Raw genomic sequence first — 14388 nt, 5'->3', positions numbered from 1 at the left:
GACCGCATGGACACCAGCTTCACCGACAAGACCGTCGTCGTCACCGGCGCCAGCAAGGGCATCGGCCTCGCCGTCGCCGCCGCGTTCGCGGCCGAGGGGGCGCACGTCGTCGCCGGCGCCCGTACCGTCACCGCCGAGCTCGCCGCGCTGAGCGGCGTCACCGCAGTACCGGTCGATCTGTCCACATCGGACGGACCGGCCGCGCTCGTCGCCACCGCCGTCGAGACGTACGGCGGGGTCGACGTGCTCGTCAACAACGTCGGGGCGAGCGAGCCCGCCGCGTCCGTCATCGACTTCACCGACGAGCAGTGGCACCGCATCTTCGACATCACCCTGTACAGCGCGGTCCGCGCCACGCGCGCCGCCATCCCCGCCATGAAGGGCCGCGACAACGCCTCGATCGTCACGGTCAGCTCGCTCAACGCCAAGCTGCCCGCCGCGTTCGTCGCCCCGTACTCCGCGGCCAAGGCCGCACTGACGAACTACAGCAAGGTCGTCTCCGAGTCGTACGCCGCGGACGGCATCCGCGCCAACGTCGTCTCGCCCGGACTGGTCCGTACGCCGATGTGGACGGCGCCCGGCGGCTTCGGCGAGATCGTCGGCGGACCGTCCGGCGCCACCCCCGACGAGGTACTCGACACGATCCTGCCCGAGGCGATGTCCGTCGCCACCGGACGGGTCAGCGAACCCGCCGAGGTGGCCGATCTGGTGCTGTTCCTGGCATCCGGCCGCGCGCGCAACATCACCGGCGCCGACTTCGTCATCGACGGCGGCACCCTCAAGAGCATCTGACCCCGCCCGCTCACCGCGTACGACCGGGTGTGGCCCCGGGCCCGGAACACCCCGGTCCGGACCCGGGGAGCCCGGTGACCGGACCGTCCACACGGGACGGTCCGGTCACCGGGAGGACTCTCCGTACCCCGGGAACGGTTGTCAGCGCGGGCAAGGAGTGGCCGGGATCATCGGGCCGGCGTGGCGCTCCCGACGACCGCGGACAGTACGTCGTCCAGCGTGACGATGCCGAGGGGTTCGCCGCCGCTGCCGACCAGCACGATGTGGTGGCGGTCCCGGCGCATCGACAGCAACAGGTCCGCCAGCGTACGGTCCGGCGGCGCCACCGCCAGCGGCCGTACGACCTCCGCCGCGATCGGCTGGCGCCGCGCCGTACCGGTGACGTCGAGGACGTCCTTCACGTGCACGAACCCGGTCACCCGCCGGGAAGCCCGCGCCACCACCGGAAACCGGGACCGTCCGGTGCGCGTCGCGGTCAGTTCCAGCGCCGCCGGCGAGATGTCGTCCGGCACCGTGACCACCTCGCGCCACGGCCGCAACGCCTCCCGCGCCGTACGCCGGGTCAGCGCCAGCGCGCCCGAGATCCGCTGGTGCTCCGACTCCTCCAACAAACCCTCGGTACGCGACTCGGCGACGAGACCGGCCAGCTCCTCCGCCGTGTACACGGTCTTCGCCTCGTCCGGCGGATCGATCCGGAACGCCTTGAGTACCAACCCGGCCAGCCACTGCACCGCCACCAGTACCGGCTTCGTGACCGTGCAGAACGCCAGCAGCGGCGGACCCAGCCACAGCACCGCGCGTTCCGGCCCGACGAGCGTCAGGTTCTTCGGCACCATCTCGCCCAGCACCGTGTGCAGGTACGTCACGATCGCCAGCGCCAGCACGAACGCGACCGGATGTACCAGATCCTCGGGCAGGTGCGCCCACTCGAACGGCACCACCAGCAGGTGCGCGATCGCCGGTTCGGCCGCCGCACCCAGCCCCAGCGAGCAGATCGTCACGCCGAGCTGGGTGCCCGCCACCATCAGCGGCAGCTGCCCCATCGCCGACAGCGTCCACCGGGCCCGCCGCGACTGCGACGCCGCCGACTGGATCTGCGTACGCCGCGACGCGATGACCGCGAACTCGCTCGCCACGAAGAAGGCGTTCCCCGCCAGCAGGACCACCGTGACGACCAGCGCACCGACGTTCACGCCGACTCCTCCGGCACGTACCCGCTGGGCGGCTCCCAGTCGGCCGGCGGCTGCACCCGTACCTGCTCGATCCGGTGCCGCTCCACCGACGTCACGCTGAACTCCCAGCCCTCGTACGCCACCGTCTCGCCGTCCACCGGGATGTGCCCCAGCTCGGCCATCAGGAACCCGGCGAGCGTCTCGTACGGCCCCTCGGGGAGCCGGAAACCGGTCTGTTCGGCCAACTCGTCCGCGCGCAGCACGCCCGGCACCAGCTTCGCCGGGTCCACGCCCGGCGCGGTCACGTCCACCGACTCGCCCGTTGCGGCCAGCGGCGCCGACTCCGGCCCGTGCCGCAGCACACCCGCCTCGTCGTACTCGTCCTCGATGTCGCCGACCAGTTCCTCGACGAGATCCTCGACCGTCACGACCCCGTCGGTGCCGCCGTACTCGTCGACCACCACGGCCAGGTCCCGGTCCGCGCTGCGCAGCGCCGACAACACCCCGTCCAGGTCCAGCGACTCCGGTACGAACACCGGCTCGCGCGCGACCCGGCGTACCAGGGTGGCGTGCCGCCGACCCGGTGGTACGGCGAGCGCGTCGTTGATCGCGGCGACCCCGACGATCTGGTCGAGCGTGTCGACGTACACCGGGAAGCGGCTGCGGCCCGACTCGCGCGCCGCCTCGAACAGGTCGGTCACGGTCGCCTCGGCCGGCAGCGCCACCACGTCCACCCGCGGCGTCATCGCCTCCGCCGCCCGCTTGTCGCCGAACCGGATCGTGCGCTGCAGCAGCATCGCCGTCTCCCGCGGCAGCGCGCCGGCCCGCGCCGACATCGCCGCCAGCAGCCCCAGCTCCTCCGGCGAACGGGCACTCGCCAGCTCGTCCTGCGGCTCCACCCCGAGCCGCCGTACGACGGCGTTGGCCGAACCGTTCAGGATGCGGATCAGCCAGCCGAACACCGCCGAGAAGCCGCGCAGGATCGGCGTCACCGCGAGCACCGCGCCCATCGGCTTCGCCAACGTCGCGTTCTTCGGGATCAGCTCACCGAACAGCATCGAGAACAGCGTCGCCACCACGAGCGCGAGTACCGCCGCGATGTTCGCCGCCGCCGCGCCACCGAGCCCCGCGAACAGCGGCTTCAGCAGCCGCGCCAGCGCCGGCTGCGCAAGGTAACCGGTGAGCAGCGCGCTCAGCGTCACCCCGAGCTGCGCGCCCGACAGCTGGAACGACAACGTCCGGAACGCCGCCGTCACCCCGCGCGCCCGCCGGTCACCGCCCGCCGCGCGCTGCTCGATCACCGCCCGATCCGCCGTGACCAGCGAGTACTCCGCCACGACGAAGAACGCGTTCGCCCCGGTGAGCAGCACGAAGGCGACCAGCGGAAGCCACGTCGACAGCGCGATCACCCGTCCGAGTCGACCCGGGTGGCGGCCACCTGCGTCGCCGTGTCCCCGGAGATCCGGAACAGCCGCAGATGGTACTCACCCGTCGGGAACGGATTCGTCACGTGCGCGATCCACCGGCAGCCGGTCAGCGTCGCGGGCTGCCGCACCACGAACGCCGCTCCCTCCGCCATCGACTCGCTGCCCGTCACCACCAGCTTCCCGCCGGACATCCGCGCCGACTTCGCCCCGAACGTCACCGCGTACGTGCCCGCCGCGCCGGTGGCCGCCCAGTACACCGGGTAGCCCTTCTTGACGTGGTCGGTGGAACTCGCCATCGCCGGCGTGCCGCACTGCGCCTTCGGCGGCCACGTCGGGTGCCGCGACGCGAGCGCCACCGCACCCACGAACAGGATCACGATCAGGAACGCCAGCAGGACCCGCGGCTGGTAGTAGAACGGTGGCTTGTGGCGGATCCACGCCGCGTCGTCCGGGTCGGGGAGCGGGGCGTCCGGGTCGGCGGCGGGATCGACCGGGTTGGCCGCCAGTCTCGGCTCCCGCCCGTTGACGCGGGGTTCGCCGGGCACGCCACGCTCTCCGGCCGGTCCACCCACCTCGGGTAGGTGATCCTCGCCGTCCTGCCCGGCCCCGCGTTCCACGACAGGCAGCCTACCCGCGCGCGCCGTCGCCGAGCGACCGCAACAGTACGGTCGCCACGTCCACGACCTCGACGTCCTGCTCCGCGTCCACCCCGTCCGGCTTCGTCGCGTTCACCCCGTCCGACATCATCGTCATGCAGAACGGGCAGGCCACGGCGAGCGTCTTCGCACCGGTCGACCGGGCCTCCTCGACCCGTTCGATGTTGATGCGCTTGCCGATCCGCTCCTCCATCCACATCCGCGCGCCGCCCGCACCGCAGCAGAACGACCGCTCCGCGAACCTGGACATCTCGGTCACGCCACCGCCGTCCGCCGCCGCGCCGTCCCCGGTCGAGCCGACCTGCGACGCTCGTGCATCCGCCACGGCACCGAGTACCTCACGCGGCGGCGCGAACACCCGGTTGTGCCGGCCCAGGTAGCACGGGTCGTGGAAGGTCACGCCACCGTCGACCGGCGTCACCGGCGTCAACTTCCCCGCCGCCACCAGGTCCGCCAGCAGCTGCGTGTGGTGCACCACCGAGTACTCCCCGCCCACCTGCGGGTACTCCCGGCCCAGCGTGTTGAAGCAGTGCGGGCAGGACGCGACGATCTTCCGCTGCGCCTTGCCCTCGCGCCCCTCGAACGCCTCGTTCAGCGTCTCCACGTTCTGCTGCGCCATCATCTGGAACAGGAACTCGTTGCCCATCCGCCGCGCCGGGTCGCCCGTGCACGTCTCGCCCTCGCCGAGGATCGCGAACTTCACGCCCGCCTCGTGCAGCAGCGTGGCCACGGCCTTCGCCGTCTTCTTCGCCCGGTCGTCGAACGCGCCCGCGCACCCCACCCAGTACAGGTACTCGAAGTCGGCGGCCTCGTCGCTGCCCACCCGCGGGATCTCGAAGTCGAGGCTCTTGGTCCAGTCCTCGCGGGTGTTCGGGTTGGCGCCCCACGGGTTGCCCTTGTTCTCCAGGTTCCGCAGCATCACGCCGGCCTCCGTCGGGAAGCTCGACTCGATGAGCACCTGGTACCGCCGCATGTCGACGATGTGGTCGACGTGCTCGATGTCGACGGGGCACTGCTCGACGCAGGCGCCGCAGGTGGTGCAGGACCACAGCACGTCCGGGTCGATGATCCCGTTGTCGTCGGGGCCGCCGATGAGCGGCCGGTCCGCCTCGGCCAGCGCCAGCGCGTCCACCCCCGCCAGCTGCTCCTGGGTCGCGGTCTCCTCGCCGGCGGCGTCCTTGCCACCACCCGCCATCAGGTACGGCGCCTTCGCGTGCGCGTGGTCCCGCAGCGACATGATCATGAGCTTGGGCGACAGCGGCTTGCCCGTGTTCCACGCCGGGCACTGCGACTGGCACCGGCCGCACTCGGTACAGGTGGAGAAGTCGAGCAGGCCCTTCCACGTGAACTGCTCGACCTGGCTGACCCCGAACGGGTCCTTCTCCGGGTCGGCCTCCTCGAAGTCGAGGGGCTTGCCGCCGGACATCATCGGCCGCAGCGGGCCGAGCGCGACCGCGCCGTCGGCGTTCCGCTTGAAGAAGATGTTGAAGAACGCGAGGAACCGGTGCCAGGCCACGCCCATGGTCAGGTTCAGCGAGATCACGATGAACCAGATCCACGACACCAGGATCTTGACCAGCGCGGCGACCGTGACCAGGTTCAGCGCGGTCGACTCGGACAGCCCGGAGAACAGCGCGCCGAGCCCGTGCGACAGCGGCGTCGCCCACGTCGGGTACGGGAAGTCGCCGGCGGCCACCTTGAACGCGCGGATCGCGAAGATCGACGCGCAGATCGTGAAGACCGTCCACTCGACGTAGTACGCCTGCCAGGCGGTGGAGCCGAGGAACCGGGACCGGGACTTCCAGCGCGGCAGGTTGATCCACCGCGTGACGATCAGGAACGAGATGCCGAGCCAGCACAGCCCCGCGATCAGCTCCATGACCAGCCCGTACACGGCCCAGCCGCCGAACAGCGGCCAGTGGAACCGCGGGTTCGACACCTCGCCGTGCGCCTCGACGAGCGTGAAGATCAGCGCGCCGAACGCGACCATCACGAACCAGTGCGCGACGCCGATCCGGGTCCACTTGAGCATCCGCGTGTGCCCGAGGATCTCGCGCAGCATCGTGCCGGTACGCCGGCCCTTGTCGGTGAACCGGTCCGGGTCCGCGGCGCCCACCCGGAACAGCCGGACGAAGTGCCGTACGGCGCGGGCTGCCATGACGACGGCGGCGACGAAGGCCAGCCACGCCACGACCGTGGCGACGATCTGGAGCGCGTGCATGGTCCGCGTTCCTCCCGGGGTTGACGGCTGCCGACAGCTTATTACTCGTCGGTAGCCTAGCGTCCCGCCCACCCTTTCGCGCGTACGCGTCGTGGTCGGCCGGTGCGCATCACCTTAGAGGTCCAACAGAGAGGCGTCGGTTGGCTGGCGAGGCTCAGGGCGGGGCTGTCAAGGCGGAGGTGCAGTCGCATACCGGTGTTGTACGCGACTGTGCCGACAACGTCGGCAGCGTCGTCCTGAGTCCGCCAGGCGCCGACAGTCCTTCTGTGAGGACCTCTTAGGCCGTGCCGTGCCGTTCCCGGCCGTACGCGACGGGGCGCGTTCACCGCTGGCGTCCCGGGCTGGCGCGGCGTCCGTTACGACCCACGTGTGCTGCTGATATCACCTGACGTGTTGGCGTGACCGCTCTCGGTCGTGGTCCGTTATCCCGAGTAGGTCGCCCCGGGACAGCCGGGTCCGACCGCCCGGCCGGGACGGCGGCACCGTCGGTCCGACCGCGGGGGCACCCAGCCCCGCAGGAACCAGGGCACCGGGGTACGCCGGGGTCCGCACGGCCCGCGCGGAGTGCACACCGTACGGGCCGCTGGAGAGGTGGAGGCGGCAGTGCCTCGACCGCGGGAACCCCCGGTCGGGGCCCCCGCCAGCCCGCCGCGGCATCCGCCGCGGACAGAGGAGGTACCCGCACCGATGCGCAGCCCGTACACGTTGGACGATCCGCCGCCGGTCGACGCGCCGGTCGCCGTCGTCGAGCGGACCGCGTGGTCGCTCGCCGCCGACCTGTGGCACGGCCACCAGCCCGACACCCTGCTCGGCGCCGACTGCGCCCGGTGCCGGTCGCCGTGGCCGTGCCCGACCTGGGAGGTCGCCGACGGCGTACTCGGGGACGTGTGCGCGGCGCGTCCCGGCGCCCCGCCGCCCGCCGGCCCGCCCCGCGGCGCCGGATCCGTACCGCTGCGGCCGGGTGCGCCGGCGCAGGTCGCGCCCGCCGTCTCCCGGCCCGGCCGGCACGCGCTGTCCGACGCGTTCCCCGCCGCCCGGCGTGAACGGGCGGCGGACGGCGACCGGCGCGCCGCACCCGGTACGGCGGTGGTCGGTGAACGGCACGACGCGCCGGTCGGCTGGGGTGACGCGCCGGAGGTGCCGTCCGAGTCCACCGCCGCCCGCGTACGCGAGGCGCTGTTCCACCCGCCGGTCGCCCGCTCGGGCCCGTCCGCGGTACCGGATGCGCCGCGCCGGTCCGGCCGTCGCCGGGCGGAACCGGACGAGCCGCGCACCGACCAGCTCCCGGTCGTACCAGGGGGCGAGGATCTGCCGGTGCTCGGGTCGCCTCCCGCCGGGCGGCGGTGACCCCGGTCCCATCGGGCCGCCGGAGGGCGGGGAATGGTCGGCGCGGGGTCCGCGTTGTGGAACCATGAGAGTTGCGTGTGGCCGGCTCAAGTCAGTTGACGCTGACGGATCTGCGCGTCAGCATTGAGTCAGGTTCGCTCAACTCGACACATGGCTCAGCAACGGAGGAACACAACATGGCACGTGCGGTCGGCATCGACCTCGGGACGACGAACTCGGTGGTGAGCGTCCTGGAGGGTGGGGAGCCCACCGTCATCGCGAACGCGGAGGGCGCGCGGACCACGCCGTCGATCGTCGCGTTCGCCAAGAACGGCGAGGTGCTCGTCGGCGAGGTCGCGAAGCGGCAGGCGATCACCAACCCGGACCGGACCATCCGGTCCGTCAAGCGGCACATGGGCACCGACTGGTCGGTCGCCATCGACGACAAGAAGTACACGGCCCAGGAGATCAGCGCGCGCACGCTGCAGAAGCTGAAGCGCGACGCCGAGGCGTACCTCGGTGAGCAGGTCACCGACGCCGTGATCACCGTCCCGGCGTACTTCTCGGACGCGCAGCGCACCGCGACGAAGGAGGCCGGTGAGATCGCCGGCTTCAACGTGCTGCGCATCATCAACGAGCCCACCGCCGCGGCGCTGGCGTACGGGCTGGACAAGGGCGAGAAGGAAGAGACCGTCCTGGTCTTCGACCTCGGCGGCGGCACGTTCGACGTCTCGCTGCTGGAGATCGGCGACGGCGTCATCCAGGTGCTCGCCACCAACGGCGACAACCACCTTGGCGGCGACGACTGGGACGAGCGCGTCATCAAGCACCTGGTACAGACGTTCCAGGGGCAGCACGGCGTGGACCTCGGCAAGGACAAGATGGCCCTGCAGCGCCTCAAGGAGGCCGCCGAGAAGGCCAAGATCGAGCTGTCCGCGACTACCAACACCACGATCAACCTGCCGTACATCACGGCCGGGCCGGACGGGCCGCTGCACATGGACGTGTCGCTGTCCCGCAGCGAGTTCCAGCGGCTGACGCAGGACCTGCTGGACCGGACGAAGGCGCCGTTCGAGCAGGCGATCCGGGACGCCGGGATCAAGGTCGACGACATCGACGACGTGATCCTCGTCGGCGGTTCGACCCGGATGCCCGCGGTCACCGACGTGGTCAAGGAGCTGACCGGCAAGGACCCGCACAAGGGCGTCAACCCGGACGAGGTCGTCGCCGTCGGCGCCGCGCTCCAGGCCGGCGTACTCAAGGGTGAGGTCAAGGACGTCCTGCTGGTCGACGTGACCCCGCTGTCGCTGGGCATCGAGACCAAGGGCGGCGTGTTCACGAAGCTCATCGAGCGCAACACCAAGATTCCGGTGAAGCGTTCGGAGATCTTCACGACCGCCGACGACAACCAGCCGTCCGTACTCATCCAGGTGTTCCAGGGCGAGCGCGAGATCGCGGCGTACAACAAGAAGCTCGGCACGTTCGAGCTGACCGGCCTGCCGCCGGCGCCGCGTGGCGTACCGCAGATCGAGGTGTCCTTCGACATCGACGAGAACGGCATCGTCAACGTGTCCGCCAAGGACATGGGTACCGGCAAGGCGCAGTCGATGACCATCTCCGGCGGCTCCTCGCTGCCGAAGGAGGACATCGAGCGGATGATGCGCGAGGCGCAGGAGCACGCCGACGAGGACAAGAAGCGCCGCGAGGACGCGGAGACGCGCAACCTCGCCGAGGGGCTGCAGTTCCAGACGGAGAAGTTCCTGGCCGAGCACGGCGAGAAGATCCCGGCCGACAAGAAGACCGAGATGGAGGAGGCCCTGGGCGAGCTGCGTGGCGCGCTCGGCGGCCAGGACGTCGAGGCCATCAAGACGGCGCAGGAGAAGCTCGCGAAGGTCTCCCAGGAGGCCGGTTCCGCGATGTACGCGCAGAGCCAGCCGTCCGGTGATGGTGCCTCCGCCGGTGGCGAGGACGCCTCCGCCGGTACGTCCGCGGGTGCCGGTGCGACCGGTGGCGCGCAGGCGAACGCCGGCAAGGACGACGTCGTCGACGCCGAGATCGTGGACGAGGACGACAAGAAGTGACCCAGCGCGACGACGCGGGAAAGGTGCCCCCGGCCCCGGCCGGGGGCGCCGCCCCGCGCGATGAGGAACAGGAAAGCGAGGAGCGGATAGTAGTGCGCGACCGGCGCCGCATCGATCCGAACGGGACCCAGCCGCGTACCAGCGAGGGCGGTCCCGAGAAGTCCGCCGAGCCGGTCGAGCAGGCCGCTCCCGCCGAGACCGTCGAGGTACCGGCCGAGCTGTCCGCGGACGTCGAGACGCTGCGCAAGGAGCTGGAGGAACGCACCAGCGACCTGAAGCGCGTCGTCGCGGAGTACGCGAACTATCGGCGTCGGGTCGAGCGGGACCGTGCGCTGGCCGGCGAACAGGCGACCGGCGCGCTGCTCTCGTCGCTCCTCCCGGTGCTGGACGACCTGGACCGGGCGCGCGAGCACGGTGACCTGGTCGGCCCGTTCGCCGCGGTCGCGGACCAGCTCGTGTCCGTACTCACGAAGGCCGGGCTCACGCCGTACGGCGAGGCCGGCGACCCGTTCGACCCGATGCACCACGAGGCCGTGGCGCACTCGCTGTCGCCGGACGTCACCGAGCCGACCTGCGTCATGGTCATGCGCCGCGGGTACCGGCACGGCGAGCGGATGCTGCGCCCGGCGATGGTGGCCGTCGCCGACCCGGACCCGTCCGGTCCGGCGGAGACCGAGCCGGCCGCCGAGCAGGAGTCCGGCGCGGACAGCGGGTCGGAGAGCTGAGAGACGTGGAAGGGGGTGTGCCCGCATGAGCACGAAGGACTGGCTGGAGAAGGACTACTACAAGGTTCTCGGTGTCGAGAAGGACGCGTCCTCAAGCGACATCAAGAAGGCGTTCCGGAAGCTCGCCCGCGAGTTGCACCCCGACCACAACCCCGGTGACGACGCGGCGCGCGAGCGTTTCAAGGACGTCTCCGAGGCGTACTCGGTGCTCTCCGACGCGAACAAGCGCAAGGAGTACGACGACGCCCGGTCGATGTTCGGCGCGGGCGCGTTCCGGCGGGGCGGGTCCGGCGGCGGTGGCGGCGGTGGGATGCCGTTCGACCTGTCGGACCTGCTGGGCAACGCGCAGAGCCGGGCGGGCGGGTTCTCGGACCTGTTCGGTTCGCTGTTCGGCGGAGGCCGGCACCCCGGCGGCGGTACGACGGACCGGGTCGGCCGGGACATCGAGGCCGAGGTGTCCATCGGCTTCAGCGACGCGGTGCTCGGCACGACGCTGCCGTTGACGTTGCGCGCGCCGGGCGTCTGCGACCTGTGCCACGGCACCGGCGCCAAGCCGGGTACGTCGCCGCGCACCTGCCCGACCTGCCGCGGCAGCGGGCTGACCACGAGCAACCAGGGCGCGTTCAGCTTCTCCGAGCCCTGCAAGGACTGCCAGGGCACGGGTTCCGTGGTCGACGAGAAGTGCCCGGAGTGCCGCGGGACCGGTGGGGTCACCAAGGCGCGTTCGCTGACCGTACGGCTGCCGGCCGGGGTGTCCGACGGGCAGCGGATCCGGGTACGTGGCAAGGGTGAGCCGGGTGCACGCGGCGGTCCCGCCGGCGACCTGTACGTGCTGGTCCACGTGAAGCCGGACGAGCTGTTCGGCCGCTCCGGCAACGATCTGACGCTGACCGTGCCGGTGACGTTCGCGGAGGCGGCGCTGGGTGCCGACCTGCGAGTGCCCACTGTGGACGGTGTGGTCACCCTCCGGGTTCCACCGGGTACGCCGAGCGGCCGGAAGCTGCGCGTCCGTGGCAAGGGCGTACCGGCGAGGTCGGGTGCGGGCGACCTGCTGGTGACGGTGGACGTGGCAGTACCGCCGGAGTTGTCCGAGCGGGCGCGCAAGGCGCTGGCCGAGTTCGCTGCCGAGACGCCGGCCGCGCCGCGGTCCTCGATCGACGCCCGCGTGCGGCGCCAGGAGCGATGAGGAGTAGGGGATGGTCACCGAGTTCTTCATCAACGTCGAGGGCACGTCCGACGCCAAGGTCATCGTGATCTCGGTGGCGGCGCGGATGGCGGGCATGCACCCCCAGACCCTCCGGCAGTACGACCGGCTCGGGCTGGTCCAGCCGGGGCGTACCGCGGGCGGCGGCCGGCGGTACAGCGCGCGGGACGTGGCTCTGCTGCGCGAGATCCAGCGCCTCTCCCAGGAGGAGGGCGTCAACCTCGCCGGCATCAAGCGCATCATCGAGCTGGAGCAGGCGACCCGGCTGATGCAGGGCCGGATCGCCGAGCTGGAGGACCAGCTGCTGGCCGCACAGCAGCGGCTCGCCGAGGTCCAGGCCATGTCCGCCTCGTACGGGCGGGATCTGGTGCCGACGCGCGAGACGGCGCTCGTGGTCTGGCGGCCGCGGGGCCAGGAGCGGCGCCGGCAGGGCTGAGGTTCACCCGACGGTGGCCGGTGGGGCACGGACCCGCCGGCCATTTTTCGTGCCGGTACGAGCGAATGTCCATCGTCCGGGTGGTCGGTGGTCCGGTTCGCCGGAAGCCACCGGGTACGTCCGGCCCCGGCGGTAGCGTCGGTGGCGCGGAGGTTCGGGGGGAACACCGCGATCACCTTCGCCTGACAGTGACGTCGAGGAGGAGAGCCCTCATGGGAATGATGGACAAATTCGACGACATGAAGGACAAGGCCAAGGACATGCTCGGCGAGCACTCCGACCAGGCCGAGCAGGGCGTGGACAAGGCACGTGACATGGCCGACGAGAAGACCGGCGGCAAGTACAGCGACAAGCTCGACTCCGCTGCGGAGAAGGGCAAGGACGCCATGGGCAACTGGGCCGGTGGCGGCGACGACCAGCAGTGACGGTCGTTGGTACGTGGGCGGGGTGCGGTGCTGCCGCACCCCGCCTTTTGCGTACCGGAGTGTCGTGGCGGACACGCCGGATCGTCCGGCCGGCGAGGCATCATTGGGAGTCGACGCCGGCATGCGAAGGGACGACCCGATGAGCCTGAAGGACAAGTTCGACGAGTTCGCCGACCGGGCCACCGAGTTCGCCGAGAAGGCCACGGAACGAGCCCGTGACCTTGCCGCCGAGCACAACGAGACGATCGACGCGAAGCTCGACAAGGCGGCCGGCTACCTGGACGGCAAGACCAACGGGAAGTACTCGGAGAAGATCGACACCGGGGTGGGCCGGGCGAAGGAGAGCCTGGACCGGTTCGCCGAGCAACGCGCCGCCGACGACTCCGGCTCCGCTCCCGGGTCGGGTTCCGGCTCTGCTTCCCGTAACGGCTCTGCTTCCCGTAACGGCTCTGGTTCCGGCGAGCGGGACGACTCCGCGCGGGGCTGATTCCGTTGCGGCAGTAGGGACTCCGGCGGCGACCGGCGTGGGCACGGCCGCCGCCGTACGTCACTTGACGATGCCGCCGTTGGCGCGGCAGGTGTCGCGTACCGACCAGAAGTTGTTCAGGTACTCGTCGTGCGCGCCCTGGTCGAGTACCCGGAGCAGTGCCTCGTCGGCCTGCCGGAGTTCGCCCCACGCGAGGTTCGGGCTGCCGGTCCACAGGTGCGCGCCGGGATCGCCGGTGATGCCACCGTTGATCAGCATGTACTTGGAGTGCACCCGTTCGCGCTGCCCGTTCACGGTGTAGTCGCACTTCGTCACCTGGAGGTTCTTGGTGGCGTTGAGCGCGGCGGCGGCACCGGAGCTGACGTTGGAGTAGACGACGTCGACCCAGCAGCCGGCGTTGGCGAGCGCGTTCAGTTGCTGCGCCACGTCAGTACGGTCGAGCGCCCAGTTCGCCACCCGCACCAGCGTCTGGTGACTCGTACCATCGGGGTTGGTGTGCGTGCAGGCCACCGACTTGAGGATGTTGTAGACGGTGTCCGTGGACGAGTCGGTGAAGCTCGTGCCGGCCGCCTCGTGCCGCGGGAAGAAGAACACGCGATACTCGGTGCCCGTACCCGAGTCGGTGTAGTAGTCGTTGTTGCCGGCGCTGCTGTGCCGGTAGCTGCGCAGATCGTCGAAGTACTGGTGGTAGGCGCCGTACGTGCGCGCGTCGGTGTACGTGAACGCGTTGTTGTACGAGTTCGCCGCGTCCCAGGTGCCGATGTTCGCCGACGCCTGGTACACCACGTCGGACACGGTGCCCGAGGCGAGCGCCACCTGCGAGAACAGCGCGAACTTGTTGTGGTTGTAGGCGTACGTCGGGGTCGTCGTGCCCGGCCACGTGTACTGCCGGGTGCCGATGCAGCCGCGGTCCGGCCCGGTCGGGAACTGGTCCTTGCAGTCCACCAGGTACGACGGCTTGGTGTCGTCGTTGCCGAGTGCGGTACGCAGCGTGCCGACCGGCGCGTTCCCGGCGGACGCGTGGTCGACGATGATCCGTACGTTGACGCCGCGGTCGTGCGCGGCGACGAGGTCGGCGGCCAGGTCGGGCGCGCCGCTGGTACCGACGACGTCGAAGCCGTACGTGGACAGTTCGATGTCCTGGCCCGCCGGTACCCGCTCGATCAGGCCGGCGAGCTGCGTGAACACCGCGTTCTGCTGGGCCGCGGTGCCGGTCGGGTCGTTGAAGACGGCGTGCCCGACGACGGGCTCGGGGGTGGTGGCGGCGGACGCGGGGCCGGGCCCGACCGCGGGGAGCGCCAGCGCGACGAGCGCGGCGGCGGCGAGGGGGACGAGGGGTCGACAGCGCACGGTGATTCCTCCTGTCGCTACAGGGAAACCGGGCCGATCGGAACCTACGCCTCGAAGGAAAACTACGCAATACACGCCGATCGCTA

Annotated in this window: 13 protein-coding genes; 8 read left to right on the top strand and 5 right to left on the bottom strand. The window is 71.1% G+C overall.

The annotated features are described in order from the left end of the window. Positions 1–6: 6 nt before the first annotated feature. Entirely contained in the window at positions 7–792 is a 786-nt protein-coding gene (locus Aru02nite_RS24435; protein ID WP_203661606.1) for an SDR family NAD(P)-dependent oxidoreductase, read from the top strand. Positions 793–959: 167 nt separating this feature from the next. On the opposite strand, the gene Aru02nite_RS24430 is transcribed toward Aru02nite_RS24435, so the two are convergent. From Aru02nite_RS24430 to Aru02nite_RS24415, 4 genes are read right to left on the bottom strand one after another with little or no spacing between them, the layout of a single operon-like run. Then, positions 960–1985 carry a hemolysin family protein gene (locus Aru02nite_RS24430; RefSeq protein WP_203661604.1) on the bottom strand — a complete coding sequence of 342 codons (1026 nt, stop codon included), beginning with the start codon at positions 1983–1985 and terminating at the stop codon, positions 960–962. Next, a complete protein-coding gene (locus Aru02nite_RS24425; RefSeq protein WP_239076925.1) occupies positions 1982–3364 on the bottom strand; it encodes a hemolysin family protein in 1383 nt (460 codons plus the stop codon). Before Aru02nite_RS24425 ends, Aru02nite_RS24430 begins: the two co-directional genes overlap by 4 nt. Positions 3365–3369: 5 nt before the next feature. Next, entirely contained in the window at positions 3370–4008 is a 639-nt protein-coding gene (locus tag Aru02nite_RS24420; protein ID WP_203661602.1) for a hypothetical protein, read from the bottom strand. 10 nt (positions 4009–4018) lie between these two features. After that, positions 4019–6268, bottom strand: coding sequence for a (Fe-S)-binding protein (locus Aru02nite_RS24415; RefSeq protein ID WP_203661600.1), 2250 nt, complete (start codon positions 6266–6268; stop codon positions 4019–4021). A 687-nt stretch (positions 6269–6955) separates the two neighbouring features. Between Aru02nite_RS24415 and Aru02nite_RS24410 the strand changes: the two genes are divergently transcribed. From Aru02nite_RS24410 to Aru02nite_RS24380, 7 genes are all read left to right on the top strand, one after another. Further along, entirely contained in the window at positions 6956–7615 is a 660-nt protein-coding gene (locus tag Aru02nite_RS24410; protein ID WP_203661598.1) for a hypothetical protein, read from the top strand. Positions 7616–7791: 176 nt separating this feature from the next. Beyond that, positions 7792–9675 carry a molecular chaperone DnaK gene (gene dnaK, locus Aru02nite_RS24405; RefSeq protein WP_203661595.1) on the top strand — a complete coding sequence of 628 codons (1884 nt, stop codon included), beginning with the start codon at positions 7792–7794 and terminating at the stop codon, positions 9673–9675. Continuing rightward, positions 9672–10400 carry a nucleotide exchange factor GrpE gene (gene grpE / locus Aru02nite_RS24400; protein ID WP_203661593.1) on the top strand — a complete coding sequence of 243 codons (729 nt, stop codon included), beginning with the start codon at positions 9672–9674 and terminating at the stop codon, positions 10398–10400. The genes dnaK and grpE overlap by 4 nt, the downstream gene beginning before the upstream one ends. A gap of 25 nt (positions 10401–10425) precedes the next feature. Next, positions 10426–11586, top strand: a complete 1161-nt coding sequence (gene dnaJ, locus Aru02nite_RS24395) for a molecular chaperone DnaJ (RefSeq protein ID WP_203661591.1) — start codon at positions 10426–10428, stop codon at positions 11584–11586. A 10-nt stretch (positions 11587–11596) separates the two neighbouring features. Next, the gene (locus tag Aru02nite_RS24390) at positions 11597–12040 is read left to right on the top strand and encodes a heat shock protein transcriptional repressor HspR (RefSeq protein ID WP_203661589.1); all 444 of its coding nucleotides are present in this window, start codon (positions 11597–11599) and stop codon (positions 12038–12040) included. Positions 12041–12261: 221 nt separating this feature from the next. Next, a complete protein-coding gene (locus Aru02nite_RS24385) occupies positions 12262–12465 on the top strand; it encodes an antitoxin (protein ID WP_239076917.1) in 204 nt (67 codons plus the stop codon). 139 nt (positions 12466–12604) lie between these two features. Beyond that, positions 12605–12952: an antitoxin gene (locus tag Aru02nite_RS24380; RefSeq protein WP_203661587.1), complete on the top strand. Its 348-nt coding sequence runs from the start codon at positions 12605–12607 to the stop codon at positions 12950–12952. Positions 12953–13012: 60 nt separating this feature from the next. Here Aru02nite_RS24380 and Aru02nite_RS24375 read toward each other — a convergent pair whose 3' ends face one another. Next, positions 13013–14302, bottom strand: coding sequence for a phospholipase D-like domain-containing protein (locus Aru02nite_RS24375; protein WP_239076916.1), 1290 nt, complete (start codon positions 14300–14302; stop codon positions 13013–13015). Positions 14303–14388 lie beyond the last annotated feature (86 nt).

The organism is Actinocatenispora rupis (assembly GCF_016861975.1).
GTDB lineage: Bacteria > Actinomycetota > Actinomycetes > Mycobacteriales > Micromonosporaceae > Actinocatenispora > Actinocatenispora rupis.
This window is presented reverse-complemented; position numbering and strand designations above follow the sequence as displayed.

What these genes read in the sequence shown, in the direction of transcription:
- Aru02nite_RS24435 (WP_203661606.1), top strand. Translation starts at nt 7, where the DNA reads ATGGACACCAGCTTCACCGACAAGACCGTCGTCGTCACCGGCGCCAGC.
- Aru02nite_RS24415 (WP_203661600.1), bottom strand. Translation starts at nt 6,268, where the DNA reads ATGCACGCGCTCCAGATCGTCGCCACGGTCGTGGCGTGGCTGGCCTTC.
- Aru02nite_RS24410 (WP_203661598.1), top strand. Translation starts at nt 6,956, where the DNA reads ATGCGCAGCCCGTACACGTTGGACGATCCGCCGCCGGTCGACGCGCCG.
- dnaK (WP_203661595.1), top strand. Translation starts at nt 7,792, where the DNA reads ATGGCACGTGCGGTCGGCATCGACCTCGGGACGACGAACTCGGTGGTG.
- dnaJ (WP_203661591.1), top strand. Translation starts at nt 10,426, where the DNA reads ATGAGCACGAAGGACTGGCTGGAGAAGGACTACTACAAGGTTCTCGGT.
- Aru02nite_RS24390 (WP_203661589.1), top strand. Translation starts at nt 11,597, where the DNA reads ATGGTCACCGAGTTCTTCATCAACGTCGAGGGCACGTCCGACGCCAAG.
- Aru02nite_RS24385 (WP_239076917.1), top strand. Translation starts at nt 12,262, where the DNA reads ATGGACAAATTCGACGACATGAAGGACAAGGCCAAGGACATGCTCGGC.
- Aru02nite_RS24380 (WP_203661587.1), top strand. Translation starts at nt 12,605, where the DNA reads ATGAGCCTGAAGGACAAGTTCGACGAGTTCGCCGACCGGGCCACCGAG.